Source organism: Marinobacter antarcticus (genome assembly GCF_900142385.1).
In the GTDB taxonomy this organism is placed as follows: domain Bacteria; phylum Pseudomonadota; class Gammaproteobacteria; order Pseudomonadales; family Oleiphilaceae; genus Marinobacter; species Marinobacter antarcticus.
Genome location: NZ_FRAQ01000002.1, coordinates 217,365 through 235,188 on the forward strand (window position 1 = coordinate 217,365; position 17,824 = coordinate 235,188).

Below are 17,824 nucleotides of genomic sequence, written 5' to 3' on the forward strand. Positions count from 1 at the left end.
GCGGTCACGCGAATACATGTCAGTAGGTGAGGGCACAAACAAAAAAGGCCCGGAGCGCAAACCCCGGGCCTTCCTGTTTACCTACCAATCATTCACTTCAACCGCACTTACTATCGCCGCAGGACAAGCAAGTCGCACAGCCGTCCATCACAATCACCGCCTTTGTGTTGCACTTGCCGCACATGGTGGAGTTGGGCGGGAAGTCACCAGCCGTGTCGTCGTTGGTCGCCTTGGTGTTGTTGGCTTCGAACTCCGCACGCTTTTCGGCGAGGATGCGCTTGGTGGTTTCGCTCATTTCCTCGCTTTCCATCAGGCCTACGGCCTTCAGGTGCTTCTCGATAACGGCACCAATTTCAGCCACCAGGGAAGGCATGAACACGCCGCCTTTCTTGAAGTAGCCGCCGTTGGGGTCGTATACGGAGCGCAGCTCTTCCACCAGGAAGGTCAGGTCGCCGCCTTTGCGGAATACCGCAGAGATTACGCGGGTGAGGGCGATTACCCACTGGAAGTGCTCCATGGATTTGGAGTTGATAAACACTTCGTACGGCTGCCGGCTTTCGTGGTTTGTGCCTTCGTTGAGCAGGATGTCGTTAATGGTGATGTACATCGCGTGCTCGGCCACCGGCGGCTTGATTTTGTAGGTGGTGCCCACCAGAAAATCCGGCCGTTCGATGTACTCGTTCATCTTAACGAGCTGGGTTTCCGGCTGTGCCGCTGCCTGCGGTTCGCTGGGTGCGTCGGTGTTGGCTTTTTTCACCCGGTAGCCGACGATTTTGTTGCTGATTTTCACTGTCATGTCTTCTGTCCTGTGTCGGTTTTCCGGATCAATACTTTCCGTAGGTGCCTTCTTTGAGCGCGTCAAACAGGTTGGCGGCGGTATGTGTCTCGCCGTCGTACTCTACCTCTTCGTTGCCCTTCAGGTTCACCTTGCTGCCGTCGTCGAGGGTGAACTCGTAGAGGGTGTTTTCAAGGTCTTTCTCTTTTACCAGTACGCCCTGGAAGGCTTCCGGGTTAAAGCGGAAGGTGGTGCAGCCTTTCAGGCCCATGTCGTAGGCGTAGAGGTAGATGTTCTTGAATTCTTTATATTCGAAATCGGTTGGTACGTTCGCGGTTTTGGAAATCGAAGAATCTACCCACTTCTGCGCAGCGGCCTGGATGTCTACGTGCTGCGCCGGGCTTACGTCATCGGAGGTGGTGAAGTAGCTGGGCAGCTTTTTGTCTTCTTCTTCGGAGAAGGGCATGGCACCGGGGTTAACCAGGTGGCGATAGGCCAGCAGCTCGAAGGAGAACACGTCGACTTTTTCTTTGGTCTTACGGCCTTCGCGGATCACGTTACGGGCATAGTGGTGCGAGAAGCTTGGCTCTATGCCGTTACTGGCGTTGTTGGCCAGCGACAGGCTGATGGTGCCGGTCGGTGCAATAGAGGTGTGGTGGGTAAAGCGGCCACCTTTCTCTGCCAGCTGTTCAACCAGCTTGGGGTCAACCTTGGCAATTTCCTGCATGTAGCGGCTGTATTTGGCGTGCAGTACGCGGCCTGTGAGTCTATCGCCGAGCTTGTAGCCGTCTTTTGACAGCTGCGGGCATTTACCCATCATTTTCGGGGTAATTTCGAACTCGTCGTTCATGATCGGCGCAACGCCTTTCTCTTCGGCCAGGGTCAGCGACTGGCGCCAGCCTTCTACAGCCATTTCGCGTACAACGTCTTCCGTGAACTGCACGGAGTCCTCTGAACCGTAAGGCATGCGCAGCATGGCGAGGGTTGAGCCCAGGCCCAGAATGCCCATGCCGTGGCGGCGCTTGTAGGTAATTTCGTGGCGTTGTTCAGCCAGGGGCAGGCCGTTGATTTCTACTACGTTGTCCAGCATGCGGGTAAAAATGCCCACAACCTTGCGGTACTTTTCATAGTTGAAGCTGGCTTTGTCGGTGAACGGGTAGTCCACAAACTTGGTCAGGTTCACAGAGCCCAGCAGGCAGCTGCCGTAAGGGGGCAGGGGCTGCTCGCCACAGGGATTGGTGGCGCGGATGTCTTCACAGAACCAGTTGTTGTTCATCTGATTGACCTTGTCGATCAGGATGAAGCCGGGCTCTGCGTAATCGTAGGTGGAGGTCATGATGGTGTCCCAGATGAACTGGGCTTTCAGGGTGCGGTAGATACGGCACGCCACCTTGCCTTCTTCGTTAACCACATAGCCTTTCAGTATCGGGAAGTCGCGATACACGAATTGGCTGGGATCGGCCAGATCCAGGCCTTCTTCTTCTGCTTCTTTCTTGGTCACCGGGAAGGAGAGGTTCCAGTCGCTGTCGTTACGAACGGCTTCAATGAAGTCTTCGGTGATCAGCAGTGAGAGGTTGAACTGGCGCAGGCGGCCGTCTTCACGCTTGGCCTGGATGAAATCGATAACATCCGGGTGGTGAACATCAAAGGTGGCCATCTGGGCACCGCGGCGGCCACCGGCTGAAGACACGGTAAAACACATGCGGTCGAAGATATCCATGAAGGACAACGGGCCGGATGTGGTCGCACCGGCGCCGGCTACGTAGGCACCTTTCGGGCGCAGGGTAGAGAACTCGTAACCGATACCACAGCCAGCCTTGAGGGTGAGGCCTGCTTCGTGGTTTTTCTCCAGGATGTCGTTCATGGAATCCTGAACGGAACCGGACACGGTGCAGTTGATGGTAGAGGTTGCAGGCTTGTGCGCTTCGGCACCGGCGTTGGAGGTAATCCGGCCGGCCGGAATGGCACCGTTCTTGAGGGCCCAGGCGAAGTTTTTCATGTGCTCGGCGCGCACATCTTTGTTCTCGACTTGCGACAGGGCAACGGCAACGCGGTGATAGGTGGCGTTGATGTCCTTGTCGACGGCTTCGCCGGTTTTGGTTTTGAGCTGATATTTGCTGGTCCAGATATCAAGCGAAGTGTCCTGCATCGGAATCGATGTAACCACTGCTTCTGCCTTAGCGTTCATTGCCACCCTCAATCTTCAAGTAAATCGGTTGTCGATGGCACCTTTTTGGCGGTGCCTTTTCCCTGTAAAACGTTGCAAAACCTGTGTAGGTACTGTTGATTTTGCTTTTGTATCGCTGCCTGCGAAACACTATATATGGGCTTATTTTCGATGAGTATAACAGGATATAGTGTTTTGTGAATTTAAGTGGAACTATTGATAAGAGGTTTCTGGCAAAGAAAATCAATGGAAAATGGCTTGCAAGAAGGAATTTTCCGAATAATCCGAGGCTTGGGGTGGGAATGTGAAAATAACTATATGTTGTGATCGTAAATCATACAAAACCCGACCCATGGTGGCCGGGTTTTGAGTGCCGGTTAGACCGTTCCTACTGTTTCACTCGGAACTGCCCGATCAACCCTTGCAGCGAAGAGGCCATGCGCGCCAGTTCCTGGCCTGCCTGGGACGTTTGATGGGCACCCGAGGCGTTCTGTTTCCCCATGTCGCTGAGCCGGACCAGATTACGATTCATATCTTCAGCCACCGTGCTCTGTTCCTCTGCCGCCGTTGCGATCTGGCTGCTCATTTGATCGATTTGTGACACCGATTCCACAATGGTCGTCAACGAAGAACTCGCCAGAGAAGACTGATCAACTACTGATTTGGCCTGCTCCCGGCTCTGGCTCATTGCCTGTGCCGCATTGCGCGAACCTGTCTGAAGCTTTTCTATGATCTGGTTGATCTCGGCGGTAGAGGCCTGAGTGCGACCAGCCAGAGTTCTCACCTCGTCTGCCACTACAGCGAACCCGCGGCCCTGATCACCAGCGCGGGCTGCCTCGATTGCCGCATTTAACGCGAGCAGGTTGGTCTGTTCTGCGATGCTTTTAATCACATCCAGCACGGTGTTTATGTTGTCGCTGTCGCGTTCAACTTGGCCCATGACTTCCGAGGCTCTTTCAATCTGCACAGCCAGTTGCTGGATTTCCTGTACCGCCTGCTCCATAACCCTGCGGCCTTTTTCAGCCTCGGCATTTGTGCCGTTTGCAGCCGTGGATGTATTGCCAACACTCTCAGCAACTTCCCTTACTGTGGCACTCATTTCGTTCATCGCCGTTGCCAACTGGTCGGTTTCGGACTGCTGCTGCTGAATATTGGCGCTAGTTTGTGCTGTTACCGTCGATACCTCTTCCGCCGCTGTGGAGAGCTGGGTAGTTGTGGCATTGATCTGTGAAATCATTTCAAGCAGCCGTTGCTGCATGGATTGCAAACCTCGCATCAGGTCACCGATTTCATCCCGGCGGGTCACCTCGATGGAGGAGGTAAGGTCGCCTTCGGCCACCCGCTGCAACTCGACCATAACCTTGGGCAGACAGGCCAATACCCGGGATACGAGCAGGTAGACCAGACCAACGCCAAGCAGCACGATGATGGAACCTATAACGATAGTGCGCCCGGTTGATGCGGCCGACATCTGCTGGTTCGACAGGGCAGCGACTGTCTCCTGATCAACCGTTTCAAGAAAACTATCGACCTCCGTCGACATTTTTGCGGCGACTTCATCAAATTGCGCCATCATCTGGTTTCCGCCGGACGGGCCCTCGTCAATATAGGTCTGGGCCATCTGTTTCCCTACGTCATAATAGGCATTAAAAACCGGCAGCATCGCCTGATAACGCTTCGCATGCTCACTATCAAGCACGATGAGATCATCGATCAGTGTTCTGAATTTTTCGGCGTTATTCGCAGCCTCATCAAAACCGTCATTTAATCCGTCACGACCGCGCGTGGCGCTGATGTCGGTCAGCCACTGCTGTACCTGAACCACCGAAAGCTTTAACTCATGGGCTTTGTTGAGAACAGGGATTTTGTTTTCAGCGAGCTCGGCGGATTGGTTCCCAATGGCCATGTTGCCCATGATGATTGCGCCGCTCTCAATCACGACAACGGCGGCTAACAGGACGGTTAATACTAAAAAACGGATACGGAGTGTTTTGTTTTGATGAGGGCCCATATTCAACAGTTCTCTGTAATATTTATTTATTTTTCAGAGGGAAACCGCTTTGAGTCACTGCTCCATGGCTGTTCGGTAAAGCGGATAATTTTCTTATCGGCCATTCCATATCAATCTTTAGCTGCCGGGAGTGGGGAAGGCAGGAGAGCATCCTGCCTTTTTGTTAGCCCAATAGAAGGCTGTCGTCGTCCACTGAAAGCCCGCGCTGGGTTTCAAACAACTCCAGAAGATCCTTCACTTCCAGGCCTTCGCGATCCTTGCCTGCAATATCAAACACCACCTGCCCCTGGTGCAGCATTACTGTTCGGCTGCCAACTTCCAGCGCCTGTTTCATGCTGTGGGTGACCATCAGGGCCGTCAGTTTTTGCTCTTCGATGATTTTGGTGGTGAGCGCCAGCACGAAAGCACCGGTTTTGGGGTCCAGAGCTGCGGTGTGTTCATCCAGCAGCATAATGGCAGATGGGGTAAGGCTCGCCATCAGCAGGCTGACTGCCTGGCGCTGGCCGCCGGAGAGTAAGCCCATTTTATCGCCGAGGCGGTTTTCAAGCCCTAGATTCAGGGAGGAGAGGCTTTCCCGGAACTGTTCCATGTACTGTTTTTTTACGGCCGTGCCCAGGCTGCGATGCTGGCCGCGTTTGATGGCGAGCGAAAGGTTCTCCTCGATGCTCAGGCCTTCACAGGTGCCAGCCAGCGGGTCCTGAAATACCCGTGCCACGCGGCCTGCCCGTTTGTGGGTGGGCAGCTTGGTAACGTTGAGGTTGTCGACAACAATAGTGCCGCTATCAACCAGAACCTCACCCGCCAGGGCGTTCAGGAATGTGGACTTGCCGGCACCGTTGCTGCCAATCACGGTAACAAACTCGCCCTGATTAACGGTGAGGCTCATGCCCCGGAGAGCGGGGTTTTCCAGCGGAGTGCCTTTACCAAAGGTAAGCTGGAGATCGGTTGCACTGATCATATTGCCTCCTCAGGCTTTCTTGCGGGTGAATTTGCTAACCACGGAACTGCGGATGCCGGGCAATACAATTGCCAGGGTGACCAGAACGGCGGTTATCAGGTTCAGATCCTGTGCTTGCAGGCCGAGAAAATCTGCGTTCAATGCCAAGGCTATGGCCAAGCGGTAAATAATGGCGCCAACCACACAGGCGATCAGGGCACGAACAACTGTTGATGGTGTGATCACTGCCTCACCACCAATCAGTGAGGCCAGGCCGATAACAATAACGCCAACACCCATGGTGACATCTGCTGCGCCCTGGCTCTGCGCAAAGAGTGCGCCAGCGAGGCCAACCAGGCCATTGGATACCGCTACGCCAAGGATGATCATGGCGCCGGTGGCAATGCCCTGGGCACGTGCCATGCGAGGGTTGGCTCCGGTGGCGCGCATGGCGAGGCCGGTTTCAGATTTCATGAAGCGCCAGAGCAGTATCAGGGCGACGAAGATCACAATCACAAACAGCAATACTGGTACCTGGTGATAGGGAAGATCCAGTGAATACCAGGGTGTGAGTATCGTATCTTCGCCAAGCAGGGCTATGTTGGGTCGGCCCATCACCCGGAGATTGACTGAATACAGGGCGATCATCGTGAGGATGGAAGCCAGCAAGTTCAGAATCTTCAGCTTTACGTTAAGGATGGCGGTTACAGCACCGGCAGCCATGCCGGCGACCACGGCGCAGCCTGTTGCCAGCCAGGGGTCCCAGCCATCAACAATGAGCACGGCGGCAACGGCAGCGCCCAGCGGGAAGCTGCCGTCAACGGTCAGATCGGGGAAATCGAGTACGCGAAAAGAAAGGTAAATAGCGAATGCAACCAGGCCGTAAATAAGGCCGGTTTCAATTGCGCCGTAAAGTGCAATATCACTGAGCATGGGTAAGATTCACTGTGAAATAAGAACGGGCGGGCTCTTTATAGAGAGTCCGCCCGTGTAGGTCGGGCGTTACTTGCCGCTTTTTACGACTTCGGCGGCTTCGGCGATTATTTCATCCGACAGGGTGATACCCATGCGTTCGCCCGCTTCCGGGTTTACGAACAGGCTGAGCTTTTCCATGGTCTCTACTGCCATGTCGCCCGGCTTCTCGCCTTCGAGGATGCGTGCAACCATTACGCCGGCCTGGCGGCCGTGATCGTAGTAATCAAAACCCATCGCGGCAACGGCGCCACGGGCAACCGTAGCCGTGTCAGCTGCAAATACCGGTATCTTGGCTCGTTCGCCCACAGAAATGACCGCTTCGGCAGCGCTGATAACCGTGTTGTCGGTTGTCAGGTAAATGGCATCTACCTTACCCACCAGGGAGCGGGCTGCGCCCAGCACTTCGGAGGTTTTGGTGGCGGCACCTTTAACCAGTGTCAGGCCACGGGCTTGCAGGCGCTCATCAAGCAGTTCGATCAGTGATACTGCGTTGGCTTCACCGGGGTTATAGACGGTGCCAATGCGCTTGGCATCCGGAACGATGCGCAGCAGCATATCCAGGTGCCTGTCGATGGGCAGCATATCGCTTACGCCGGTAATGTTCGCGCCCGGTGCCTCGGCATTCTTCACCAGTTTTGCGCCAACCGGGTCCGTTACGGCAGCAAACACCACGGGGATGTTGCGGGCGGCAGCGGCAACTGTCTGTGCAGAAGGTGTAGCGATGGCAACAATTACGTCGGGACTATCACCGATAAATTTGCGGGCAATCTGGGATGCAATGGCGGAATTCCCCTGAGCGCTCTCATGCATGACCGTCAGGTTGTCACCTTCTTTGTAGCCCCGTTCTGCCAGCTCATCTTTTATACCCTGATAAACAGCATCCAGCGCCGGGTGTTCAACAATCTGTGTAATAGCGACAACACGTGGCTCTGCAGCTTGTGAAAGACTTGCCATTGCGATTAATGACGCGCCCAACAGGGTGCGCAGGATTTTCTTGGCCATATGCCCATCTCCGAGGTCTGTTGCGGTAGTTGCAGTAACAAGATGCGGGAGTTTATCACAGCCCCGCCACCTTGGTGGTAGCGCATGTTAACGCGAGGTTGGCCTGATCGGATATTCCCGGAGAGAGTTTTTGCTCTCTCAGCGTGAGTCACGCTTTGACGCATCATAATGTGTTGAAATACCCTACTAAAGTCTTAATACTGTGTGCATAAATCAAATAACGTAAGCAAGGAAGATCCATGGACACAACAAACAAACTTCCCCTGGATATGGTTTATCACTGGGAGGGCGCTAAGGCGAACTCGCTGTATATGACGCAGCCCATCGGCGATGGCAAGGTGGTGGAGTACACATGGGGCAGGGCTGTTGACGAGGCCCGTCGTATGGCGTCGTACCTCAAGTCACTGAATCTCGCTGACAAAAGCCGTATCGGCCTGATATCCAAGAACTGCGCGCATTGGATAATGACCGATTGGGCGATCTGGATGGCTGGGCACATTTCTGTGCCTTTATACCCGACGTTGAATGCCGATACAGTTAACTACGTGCTGAACCACGCTGAGTGTGATGTTCTGTTTGTGGGCAAACTGGACGACTGGGACATGATGAAGTCGGGCGTACCGGAATCAGTCCGTTGCATTTCCTATCCGCTGAGCCCGTCCAACGATTTTGAAACCTGGGACGATATTGTTGCCAAGTATCCGCCTTTGGAGGAGAACGTTCAGCGTGATGCTGACGAGCTGGCGACGATTGTTTACACCTCGGGCAGCACCGGCAAGCCGAAAGGCGTCATGCTCAGCTTCCGTAATATGGCGTTTGCCGCCGACGGTGGTCTTAAGGTTCTGCAAGTCGGCTCCAATGAACGCATGTTGTCCTATCTGCCGCTGGCGCACGTATTTGAGCGAACGTTTGTTGAACTGGCTTCACTGTATGCGGGCTATCAGCTCTTTTTCGCGGAATCCCTCGACACCTTTGTTGAGGATATGAAACGCGCACAGCCAACCTTATTCCTTTCGGTACCCAGATTGTGGGTTAAATTCCAGCAGGGTGTTCTCCATAAGCTGCCGCAAAAGAAACTGGATAAGCTGCTGAAGATTCCGGTGGTGAACAAGCTGATCAAGAAAAAGATTCTCAAGGGGCTCGGGCTGGATAAAGCCAAGTTGGCTGGCAGCGGTTCGGCTCCGCTCGCCGGCGATGTGCTGGACTGGTATCGCAACCTTGGTCTGGAATTGCTTGAAGGCTACGGCATGTCTGAGAATTTTGCCTATTCTCACATCAACAAGCCGGGGCGTTCTCGTACCGGTTATGTGGGTGAGTCCATGCCGGGTGTGGAAACGAAAATCAGCCCTGAGGGCGAGATCCTGGTCAAGAGCCCGGCCACCATGATGGGTTACTACAAGGATGAAGAGAAAACCCGTGAAACCTTTACCGATGATGGTTTCCTGAGAACCGGCGACATAGGCGAAATCGATGAACTGGGTCGCCTGAAGATTACAGGCAGGATGAAGGAGATTTTCAAAACCAGCAAGGGCAAGTACATTGCGCCTGCGCCGATTGAGAACCGTCTGATGGCGCATCAGTCGATCGAGATGGTGTGTGTTTCCGGGGCCAACCAGACCCAGCCCTTCGCCATCATTCAGCTGGCTGAGGGAATCCGGCCGAAGCTGACTGACGAGGGTTTCCGCAAGGAGCTTGAGGCGAGTTTTGCTGAACTTGTGGTTAACGTGAACAAGACGGTAGACCCCCACGAACAACTGGCCTTTGTTACAATCGTCAGTGATGAGTGGTCGATCGGGAACAGTTTTCTGACCCCGACGATGAAGCTCAAACGAAACGTGGTGGAAGACGCTTACGAAAGCAAGGTGAACGATTGGTATGCAAAGCGCCAGAAGGTGATCTGGCAGTAACGCACAACCTGTTTTTGTTCGAATCAGGCCCGGCGCAGCCGGGCCTGATTCGTTTCGGAACCGACGTTGGTCGCATAGGGAAAAACGGATAGTGCGCCTAGAATTAGTACATATCAGGAGGAGTTTATGACTCAGCTTTCCGCATTCCAGAGGCGCATTCACGAGGAAATTCCGCTTTCCCGCGCTCTGGGAATTGAATTGCACTCGTGGGACGGCAGCGCCTTGCTTCTGAGTGCACCGCTTGAGCCAAATCGCAATCATCAGGGCACCGGTTTTGGTGGCAGTGTGTACTCGGTTGCTGTAACGGCGGCCTGGGGGCTCACGGAGCTTGCACTCGCAGATCTTGGGCTGAAAGGCAGTGTGGTGGTGCAGACCGGCAGCATTGATTATCTTGAGCCGGTGAGTTCGGATTTTTATGCCATCTGCCGGCTTCCGGGGGATGAAATCCCTGAACGTTTCAGAAAGAGCCTGGCAAGGCACGGCAAGGGGCGACTGGATCTGACCACTGAAGTGTTCTGCGGCCCGCCTAACAGTCTGCCGCAGGGTGATCCGGTTGCTGTGTTTCAGGGTCGGTTTGTGGTTCAGGATGCCCGCTCAAGGATAATGCCCCAGCCCCGAGACGAGGACTAGATCAGGTCATAGAGCGGGTGTTGGAAATTGACCGGCTCATCAGAATGATGGGGATAATACCGGCCAATACAATAATCAGGGCCGGCAGGGCACTGTGATACAGGCGCTCATCGGAGGCAAACTGGTACACGTAGGTGGCCAGGGTTTCAAAGTTGAACGGTCGGAGTATCAGCGTGGCCGGTAACTCTTTCATACAGTCCACGAAAACCACCAGTGCAGCGGTAATCAATGTGCCGCGAAGCATGGGAAGGTGTACCTTCACGAGTGTTCTACCCGGGCTGTTGCCCAGTGACCGGGATGCCATATCCATACTCGGGGTAATCTTCTGTAGCGCACTTTCTACGCTACCGGCAGAGACCGCCAGGAACCTGACCGTATAGGCAAAAACGATGGCGAAGGCCGATCCGCTAAGTAGCAGGCCGGTGCTGACGTTGAAGGTGTCTCTCATCAGGCTGTCCAGCCAGTTATCAAAACCTGCAAAAGGCACAATCACACCAACTGCAAGTACGGCACCCGGCATGGCATACCCCAGGCTTGAAAGGCGCATGAGTACCTTCATGCCTTGCGTGTTGTGAAGCCTGCGGCTGTAGGCAAGGGTGGTGCCGATCAAAAGAGTAGTCAGTGCCGCTGTTCCTGAAAGAAACAGGCTGTTAAGCGTGTTGCGCACAAACACCGGGTTCCAGCTCTCATCAAAATACTCCCAGGCGTAAACGCCAAGGGTCACTCCGGGGATAATAAAACCAAACACCACCGGGACAGCGCAAACGGCAACACAGATCAGTTGCCGGGGAAATGACATGGTAAAGCGACGGATCGGGTCGCGGTTATCCCTGGCGGCGAACTGTTGTTGCCGGCGTCGGGAGTAGCGCTCAAGGGTGACCAGAATAACAACAAATACGAGCATGGTTGTGGCTATCTGCGCAGCACCACCCAGGTTGCCGAGGTTCATCCAGGTATCAAACAGGCCAGCGGTGAGGGTCTGCACCGCAAAGAAATCGACGGTGCCAAAATCGTTCAGGGTTTCCATCAGCACCAGTGAAAGACCAACCGCAACGGCCGGGCGGGCGATGGGCAGAACGACTTTGAAAAACGTACTCAGTGCTGAGTGGCCAAGACTGCGGCTGACCGCAAAAAGGGAAGGCGACTGATCGAGAAATGCGGCCCTGGCGAGAAGATAAACATAGGGGTAGAGCACCAGGCCGAGCATCAGCGTGGCACCTTCCAGGCTGCGGATTTGGGGGAACCAGTAATCCGCAGCGTTGGCCCAGCCAAACCAGTCCCGGAGGGCGCCCTGAACCGGGCCGGCATAGTCCAGAAGGCTGGTGTAAATATAGGCAATTACATAAGCCGGCACAGCGAAAGGCAACAGCATGGCCCATTCAAAGAACTTGCGGCCGGGGAACTCGCACATGGTTACGGCCCAGGCGGTCGAGAGGCCGATGACCAGGGTAATAGCGCCAACACCCGTCATGAGTTTCAGGGTGGTGACGAGATAACGGGGCAGTGTGGTATCTATCAGGTGTGGCCAGATATTTTCTTCCGGGAAGAAGGCCAGAAAAATGACCGACAGAACAGGCAGAGCGACGATGGCTGTGGTGAGAATAGCGCTGAACAGCCAGCGGCTTGAGGTGCGCTTTGCCAGCAGGGGCTGGGCAAGCCCGGGGTTAACGCTGGACGCGGCCTCGCTCATAGGGTTCCTGTTACTGACATTGATTGGCTAGACAAGTATCGAAGGCTGTCGATTGTAATCAGCTCAAATAGCCGCTGCAATGACTGGAATCATTTGCGGGGTCGATTGAAAGTGAAGGTAAGGGCAGCGTCGCTGCCCTTACCGAACCGTTTATTCGCCGTCGTAGTCTACGCGGTCAACCAGTTTGACTGCCGCGTTACGGTTTTCTGCGATAGTTTGCAGAGAAAGGCTGTCCGGCTGGATCTCACCCCATTCTGCAACCAGCCCGGTGGGCTTTACGTTCGGGTTGGCCGGGTATTCGGTGTTAGCTGTAGCGTAGATGCCCTGAGCTTCCGGGGATGACAGGAATTCCATCAACTTTACTGCGTTATCCCGGTTCGGTGCGCTTTTGGTCAGGGAAATACCACTGATGTTGATGTGGGTTCCACGGCCATCGGCATTCGGGAATACCAAGCGAACAGCTTCTGCGGCCGGGCGCTGGTTTTCGTCTTGCAGCATGTTGCCGTAGTAGTAACTGTTGCCGATCGATACGTCACACACACCTTCTGCAATCGCTTTGATCTGGTCGCGGTCGCCGCCCTGGGGCCTGCGGGCCAGGTTATCTTTGACGCCATTCAGCCAGGTTTCTGTTTCGGCTTCACCGTGATGCGCGATCATCGATGAAATCAGGGCAATGTTGTACGGGTGCTTGCCGCTGCGGGTACAGATGCGGTTGTCCCACTTGTCGTCGGCCAGCTGCTCGTAGGTTGTGATTTCTCCTTCTTTAACGCGCTCTTTAGAAGTGTATATCAAACGGGCACGGGTCGTGAGGGCAAACCATTTGCCATCCGGATGGCGCAGGTTTTCCGGGATGTTCTTTTCCAGCACATCGTTGTCGACGTCTTGAACCAGGTCACGCTCGACCAGTTCATTGAGGCGGGAGATGTCGACAGTCATCACAACATCTGCCGGGCTGTTACGTCCTTCCCGCTCCAGGCGCTCCGCCAGGCCTTGTTTGGCGAATACGACGTTGCTCTTGATACCGGTTTCTTTTTCAAAAGCATTCAGAAGTGGCTCAAGAAGGTACGCCTGACGATAAGAGTAGATGTTGACTTCGCCGTCTGCGGAGGCTGCCAGGGGAAGAGCGGTAAGGGCGATTGCCGCCGTTGCGGCCAGTTTCATGCGCATTATGCCATCCTTAAGAAATGCTGATCGGGTTCGCGTCTGGGATGAGAGTCACAGGCGCCTAAAAACGCCAACCATTCTCATTTGTATTACGCATGAAGTCAATAATGCTATGGAATAATCGGTGGGGAATAATTCCTTTAGAATGGTGTTATTCTCCGTATTGTTCTATAAAAGATATAATTCGCAGGAACATACGATATCCGCAATGTACCGTATTAAAGCCGTGGAACGTCGAAGATGGCCGTAGATGATCGCAGGGAGTACTGTCGCACAGCGATGAGTGCCAAGGTAAAAGTGTGCCACGAACAACTGGGTGAGTTTGTGTTCTCGACCCGGGACATATCAGATGGTGGTGTTTTCATTGTGGTGGATAATGAGCCATTCGCTCCCGAACTGGGGGATAAGGTGAAGGTTCAGGTGCAGGGGTTGCCTGTGCCGGCGCCGGAACTGGATATGGTTGTTGTCCGCAAAACCATTGATGGCTTCGGTTTACAGTTTGGCGAGAGTGTTAACTGAACCGAAGCAGCGAGTTGTGCTCAGGGTATTCGCGGCTGTGGTGTGATTGGTCTTGACCGCCGGGCTCCGGGAGGTGAGGCGGTGCCTTACACAATATACACGCGCAAGACGCTTCGCGGTGCTATGGAAGCCCGCCCGCCACAATTCGACCGCTCAGCGTGTGGTATAGACTGATTAAGAGTGATGCTGTTTGTTCTGGCCCTGTGATGCCCGTCACGTTGCTACAAATTGTTTCGGGCTGACGATTATCGTTACGAATTGTCTTGTTGTCGTTACCTTGGAATACCAAATTGTAATGGACTATTCCAGCCAGCCATTGAAGAATGGTAGTCATCGAAAATGTACGTTCAGGAGTGAAGCGTGGGCGCTTGTCAGAGGAAAATTGCGGTACATGATCTGGAGGTTGGCATGTTTGTGTCCGATCTTGATCGGCCGTGGCATCAGACGCCATTCCCCATTCAGGGCTTTCACATCCGCTCCCAGGATGACATCCGTGCTTTGCTATCCCACTGCAAGTGGGTCTCTATCGACGTTGCAGAAACCCGTGATTCCGTTGAGCTCACCAAAGTTTCCCGCCCCGCGTTCGGAACACAAAGCCGGCACAGGGGGGAGGGCCGTGAAGAGCTCCACCTTCCTCCGCTGAGTATACGGGAGCCTGTAACCTATCAGCCCGTCACCACTCTGAAGCGGGAAGTGAAGACCTCGAAACATCTGCTGGAAGATGCCGGCGATGCGCTTGACCGTTTGTACGACACCTTTACCACGCAGGATATTCGTGATCTTCGGCCGGTTGCTGTGATCGTCAATAAAATGGTGCATAGCGTGATCCGGCAACCGGATGCGTTGCTCTGGCTTAGTCGTATCCGGCAACATGATGATCATGTTTACCGGCATGCCCTGAATACGTCGGTCTGGGCGCTCGTTTGCGGGCGTGAGCTGGGGTTGAATGAAGGCTTGCTGAACCACCTTGGCCTGGGCTGCCTGTTATCCCAGGTTGGTAAAACCAGATTGTCCGCTGAATTGCTCAGCCGGGAAGGGCAGTTGAGCCCGGAAGAATATGCGCTTTACCGTACCTATGTTGATGAGGGTATGACAATTCTTGAGGAGAGTGGTCTTTCGCGGGCGGTTCTGAGTGTCGTGCAGGGTCATCGTGAGCGACATAACGGTTCGGGCTTTCCTGAAGGTATTCGCGGAGACAGGATCCCCCTACTGGCCAAAATTGCCGGGCTTGCAGAGTTCTTTGAATCTCTTATCGGGCCCAGGGAAAGCCTTGCTGAGCCTATGACACCGGCAAAAGCCGTGGCTCTGCTCTACGATATGCGGAACATTGAGTTTCAGGATGACCTGGTCGAGAGTTTTATTCAGGCTATTGGCATTTACCCAACGGGTAGCCTGGTTGAATTGACAGACGGCCAGCGCGGAATTGTGGTTTCTCACTCCGCCGAACGCCGGCTCTGGCCGCGCGTTATGGTTATGACGGACCGCTATCATGCGCCGTTGAAAACCGCCAAGGTTGTTGATCTTGCGAAGTACAACGAAAGCCGCACAGCTACAGAAATACTCGCCATCAAGGAATGCCTTGTGCACGGTACCGAGGGCCTGGATCCTGCTGGTTACGATGGGGCCGGCGCTGAGTCGCGCTGGAGCTTTGCCCGGCTGATCAGTCGGTAATAACAACCCGAAGATTTTTCCGTACCGGCCGGACCGGCCACGTAGTAGTATACTTCTGCCGTCTGCCAGCTATAGGAGTGCAAAACCACGTCCTGTGAGCGGGTCGTGATGGCCTCTACGCTCGAAAGATCAATGCCTCCGCCGATTCGCCGTATGTTTACCTGTTTGATGCTCGTATCGGTCGCCGGGTGTCTGGCTATGTGGTTATCCAGATAGAAGCGGTTTCCAATGATGGTGGAGATGGTTTTCAGTTCCCGCGTCAGATAGAGCCGTGCATCTTCAGTATCGACTTTCTCCATGGAGCGGGTGGCTTCAATAATTCGCTGCCTTTTTGCGCGTAATTCCTGCTTGTACTCAACATCCGGATCCCAGTCGTCCTCATTTACGGGGCGTTCGGGCGCATTGTTGATATCGTCTTCGGTTGGGCAGCGCTGCATCCAGTTGTTGTAACCGCATTATAGGGAGCCGCCACTGGCTATATCGGGATACCTGTCGCAGCTCGTGGATTTCGCGGCGCTTGAGCGTGTGCGCTTCAGCCTTGAAAAAGCCTGACGCGCCTCAATAAATGAGTGTCTCTTGAATATCGCTTTTTAGAATCGGAACCTGTTATGACCAATGCGCTGGAAATTGAGGGGCTTACCAAAACCTACGGCAGTGGCTTTGAAGCTCTCAAGGGAATCGACCTTCACGTGGCGCAGGGAGATTTCTTTGCATTGCTGGGCCCGAACGGCGCCGGCAAATCTACCACTCTGGGCATCGTGTGTTCCTTGGTGACTAAAACCGCTGGCAAGGTGAAAGTGTTCGGCTACGACATCGATACCCATCTCTCTGATGCCAAACTCCATTTGGGTGTTGTGCCCCAAGAGTTCAACTTCAACCAGTTTGAGAAGGTGTTTGATATTGTCACCATTCAGGCTGGGTATTACGGGATTCCCCTGAAAAAAGCAGCCGTATCTGCTGAGAAGTACCTGAAGAAACTCGGGCTCTGGGATAAGCGCAATACGCCGGCACGAATGCTCTCTGGTGGCATGAAGCGAAGGCTGATGATTGCCCGCGCCTTGGTGCATGAACCGAAACTGTTGATTCTGGATGAGCCTACTGCCGGCGTAGATATTGAGCTGAGGCGATCCATGTGGTCGTTTCTCGAGGAAATGAACCGGCAGGGCACCACTATTATTCTGACTACCCATTATCTTGAAGAAGCGGAAGCCCTGTGCCGGAACATCGCCATTATTGATCGCGGCCGGATTATCCGGAATACCAGCAAACGGGAATTGCTGCAGCAGCTTAGCCTCGAGACGTTTCTGCTGGATGCGGAGACAACGCCGGACAAAGCGCCGGAACTGGAAGGCTTTTCCTGCAGGCTCGACGGCGAGGGCGCAATTGAAGTGGATGTGCACAAAGGGCAGGCGCTCAACGACGTGTTCATACAGTTGGAACGGCAAGGGATAAAAGTAGTCAGTATGCGCACTAAAGCAAATCGGCTGGAAGAGTTGTTTATTCGCATGGTTGAGCACAACGCACCCTCTGCCGAAGCCGAAGCGACAACGGAGGGCAGAACATGAATGCTCAGGCTCTGTTCACCGCTTACAGCACGATTGTGCAGCGGGAAATTCGACGGTTTACCCGCATCTGGCCGCAGACGCTGCTGCCGCCGGCTGTCACCATGACGTTGTACTTTATAATTTTCGGGAACCTGATTGGCTCCAGAATCGGCGACATGGGCGGTTTCGACTATATGTCGTTCATCGTGCCCGGGCTGATCATGATGGCGGTTATTACCAGCTCCTACGCTAACGTGGTGTCGTCGTTTTTCTCCATGAAGTTCCAGCGCAGTGTTGAAGAGTTGCTGGTATCGCCGGTGCCTAACTGGGTAATACTGGCTGGTTACGTAACCGGAGGCATGGCCCGTGGCTTGGGAATAGGGGTTATCGTAACCCTCTTGTCGCTGGCGTTTACGCGCTTGCAGATTCATAGCCTGCCTATGGTTGTGGTGACTGTATTTCTGACCTCTGCACTGTTTGCGGTGGGCGGTTTTATTAACGCACTGCTGGCGACCAAATTTGATGATGTTTCCATTGTGCCCACCTTTGTTCTGACGCCGCTTACGTATCTTGGCGGGGTGTTTTACAGCATCGATATGCTGCCGGATTTCTGGCAGGGCGTTTCTATGGTTAACCCGATTCTGTATATGGTAAATGGCTTCCGGTTCGGCATACTCGGTGTTTCTGATGTTAACCCGTTTGTGTCCCTTGGTATGATTCTGGCGTTCATAGCAGTGCTTACCTTCATTGCGCTTAAATTGCTGGCGCGAGGGAAGGGCATCCGCAGCTGATGTCAGGGCGCTCTTCTTTCAGGACTGTTTTCAGGATTATT

15 protein-coding genes are annotated in these 17,824 nt (G+C 54.2%); 6 read left to right on the forward strand and 9 right to left on the reverse strand.

Going from position 1 to position 17,824, the window contains the following annotated elements:
• Positions 1-97: 97 nt before the first annotated feature.
• The 6 genes from BUA49_RS12375 to BUA49_RS12400 all read right to left on the reverse strand — a co-directional run bounded on the left by BUA49_RS12375 (position 98) and on the right by BUA49_RS12400 (position 7,867).
• A complete protein-coding gene (locus tag BUA49_RS12375) occupies positions 98-796 on the reverse strand; it encodes a TSCPD domain-containing protein (protein WP_072798157.1) in 699 nt (232 codons plus the stop codon).
• Between the two features lie 28 nt (positions 797-824).
• A complete protein-coding gene (locus BUA49_RS12380) occupies positions 825-2,963 on the reverse strand; it encodes an adenosylcobalamin-dependent ribonucleoside-diphosphate reductase (protein WP_072798158.1) in 2,139 nt (712 codons plus the stop codon).
• Between the two features lie 367 nt (positions 2,964-3,330).
• Positions 3,331-4,953 (reverse strand): methyl-accepting chemotaxis protein, encoded by a 1,623-nt coding sequence (locus tag BUA49_RS17785; protein ID WP_072798160.1) that lies wholly within the window; start codon positions 4,951-4,953, stop codon positions 3,331-3,333.
• Between the two features lie 163 nt (positions 4,954-5,116).
• Positions 5,117-5,911, reverse strand: coding sequence for an ABC transporter ATP-binding protein (locus tag BUA49_RS12390; protein ID WP_072798162.1), 795 nt, complete (start codon positions 5,909-5,911; stop codon positions 5,117-5,119).
• Between the two features lie 9 nt (positions 5,912-5,920).
• Entirely contained in the window at positions 5,921-6,823 is a 903-nt protein-coding gene (locus tag BUA49_RS12395; RefSeq protein WP_072798163.1) for an ABC transporter permease, read from the reverse strand.
• Positions 6,824-6,892: 69 nt separating this feature from the next.
• Positions 6,893-7,867, reverse strand: coding sequence for an ABC transporter substrate-binding protein (locus tag BUA49_RS12400; RefSeq protein WP_072798165.1), 975 nt, complete (start codon positions 7,865-7,867; stop codon positions 6,893-6,895).
• A gap of 239 nt (positions 7,868-8,106) precedes the next feature.
• Between BUA49_RS12400 and BUA49_RS12405 the strand changes: the two genes are divergently transcribed.
• Both BUA49_RS12405 and BUA49_RS12410 read left to right on the forward strand, forming a co-directional pair.
• Positions 8,107-9,774: an AMP-binding protein gene (locus BUA49_RS12405; protein ID WP_072798167.1), complete on the forward strand. Its 1,668-nt coding sequence runs from the start codon at positions 8,107-8,109 to the stop codon at positions 9,772-9,774.
• Between the two features lie 126 nt (positions 9,775-9,900).
• On the forward strand, positions 9,901-10,404 hold the full coding sequence (locus BUA49_RS12410; protein ID WP_072798168.1) for a thioesterase domain-containing protein: 504 nt from the start codon (positions 9,901-9,903) through the stop codon (positions 10,402-10,404).
• A 1-nt stretch (position 10,405) separates the two neighbouring features.
• Here BUA49_RS12410 and BUA49_RS12415 read toward each other — a convergent pair whose 3' ends face one another.
• Together BUA49_RS12415 and BUA49_RS12420 are read right to left on the reverse strand one after the other, a co-directional pair.
• Positions 10,406-12,094, reverse strand: a complete 1,689-nt coding sequence (locus tag BUA49_RS12415) for an ABC transporter permease (RefSeq protein WP_072798170.1) — start codon at positions 12,092-12,094, stop codon at positions 10,406-10,408.
• A gap of 150 nt (positions 12,095-12,244) precedes the next feature.
• Entirely contained in the window at positions 12,245-13,261 is a 1,017-nt protein-coding gene (locus BUA49_RS12420) for a Fe(3+) ABC transporter substrate-binding protein (RefSeq protein ID WP_072798171.1), read from the reverse strand.
• 237 nt (positions 13,262-13,498) lie between these two features.
• Here BUA49_RS12420 and BUA49_RS12425 point away from each other — a divergent pair, with 237 nt between their 5' ends.
• Together BUA49_RS12425 and BUA49_RS12430 are read left to right on the forward strand one after the other, a co-directional pair.
• The gene (locus BUA49_RS12425; RefSeq protein WP_072798173.1) at positions 13,499-13,777 is read left to right on the forward strand and encodes a PilZ domain-containing protein; all 279 of its coding nucleotides are present in this window, start codon (positions 13,499-13,501) and stop codon (positions 13,775-13,777) included.
• A 360-nt stretch (positions 13,778-14,137) separates the two neighbouring features.
• Positions 14,138-15,448 (forward strand): HD-GYP domain-containing protein, encoded by a 1,311-nt coding sequence (locus tag BUA49_RS12430; protein WP_072798175.1) that lies wholly within the window; start codon positions 14,138-14,140, stop codon positions 15,446-15,448.
• On the opposite strand, the gene BUA49_RS12435 is transcribed toward BUA49_RS12430, so the two are convergent.
• Positions 15,391-15,885, reverse strand: coding sequence for a hypothetical protein (locus BUA49_RS12435; RefSeq protein WP_072798176.1), 495 nt, complete (start codon positions 15,883-15,885; stop codon positions 15,391-15,393). The genes BUA49_RS12430 and BUA49_RS12435 overlap by 58 nt on opposite strands.
• A 171-nt stretch (positions 15,886-16,056) precedes the next feature.
• Here BUA49_RS12435 and BUA49_RS12440 point away from each other — a divergent pair, with 171 nt between their 5' ends.
• Together BUA49_RS12440 and BUA49_RS12445 are read left to right on the forward strand one after the other, a co-directional pair.
• On the forward strand, positions 16,057-17,013 hold the full coding sequence (locus BUA49_RS12440) for an ABC transporter ATP-binding protein (protein ID WP_072798178.1): 957 nt from the start codon (positions 16,057-16,059) through the stop codon (positions 17,011-17,013).
• Complete coding sequence (locus BUA49_RS12445) at positions 17,010-17,783, forward strand: ABC transporter permease (RefSeq protein WP_072798180.1); 774 nt, start codon at positions 17,010-17,012, stop codon at positions 17,781-17,783. The genes BUA49_RS12440 and BUA49_RS12445 overlap by 4 nt, the downstream gene beginning before the upstream one ends.
• The last annotated feature ends 41 nt before the right edge of the window (positions 17,784-17,824 follow it).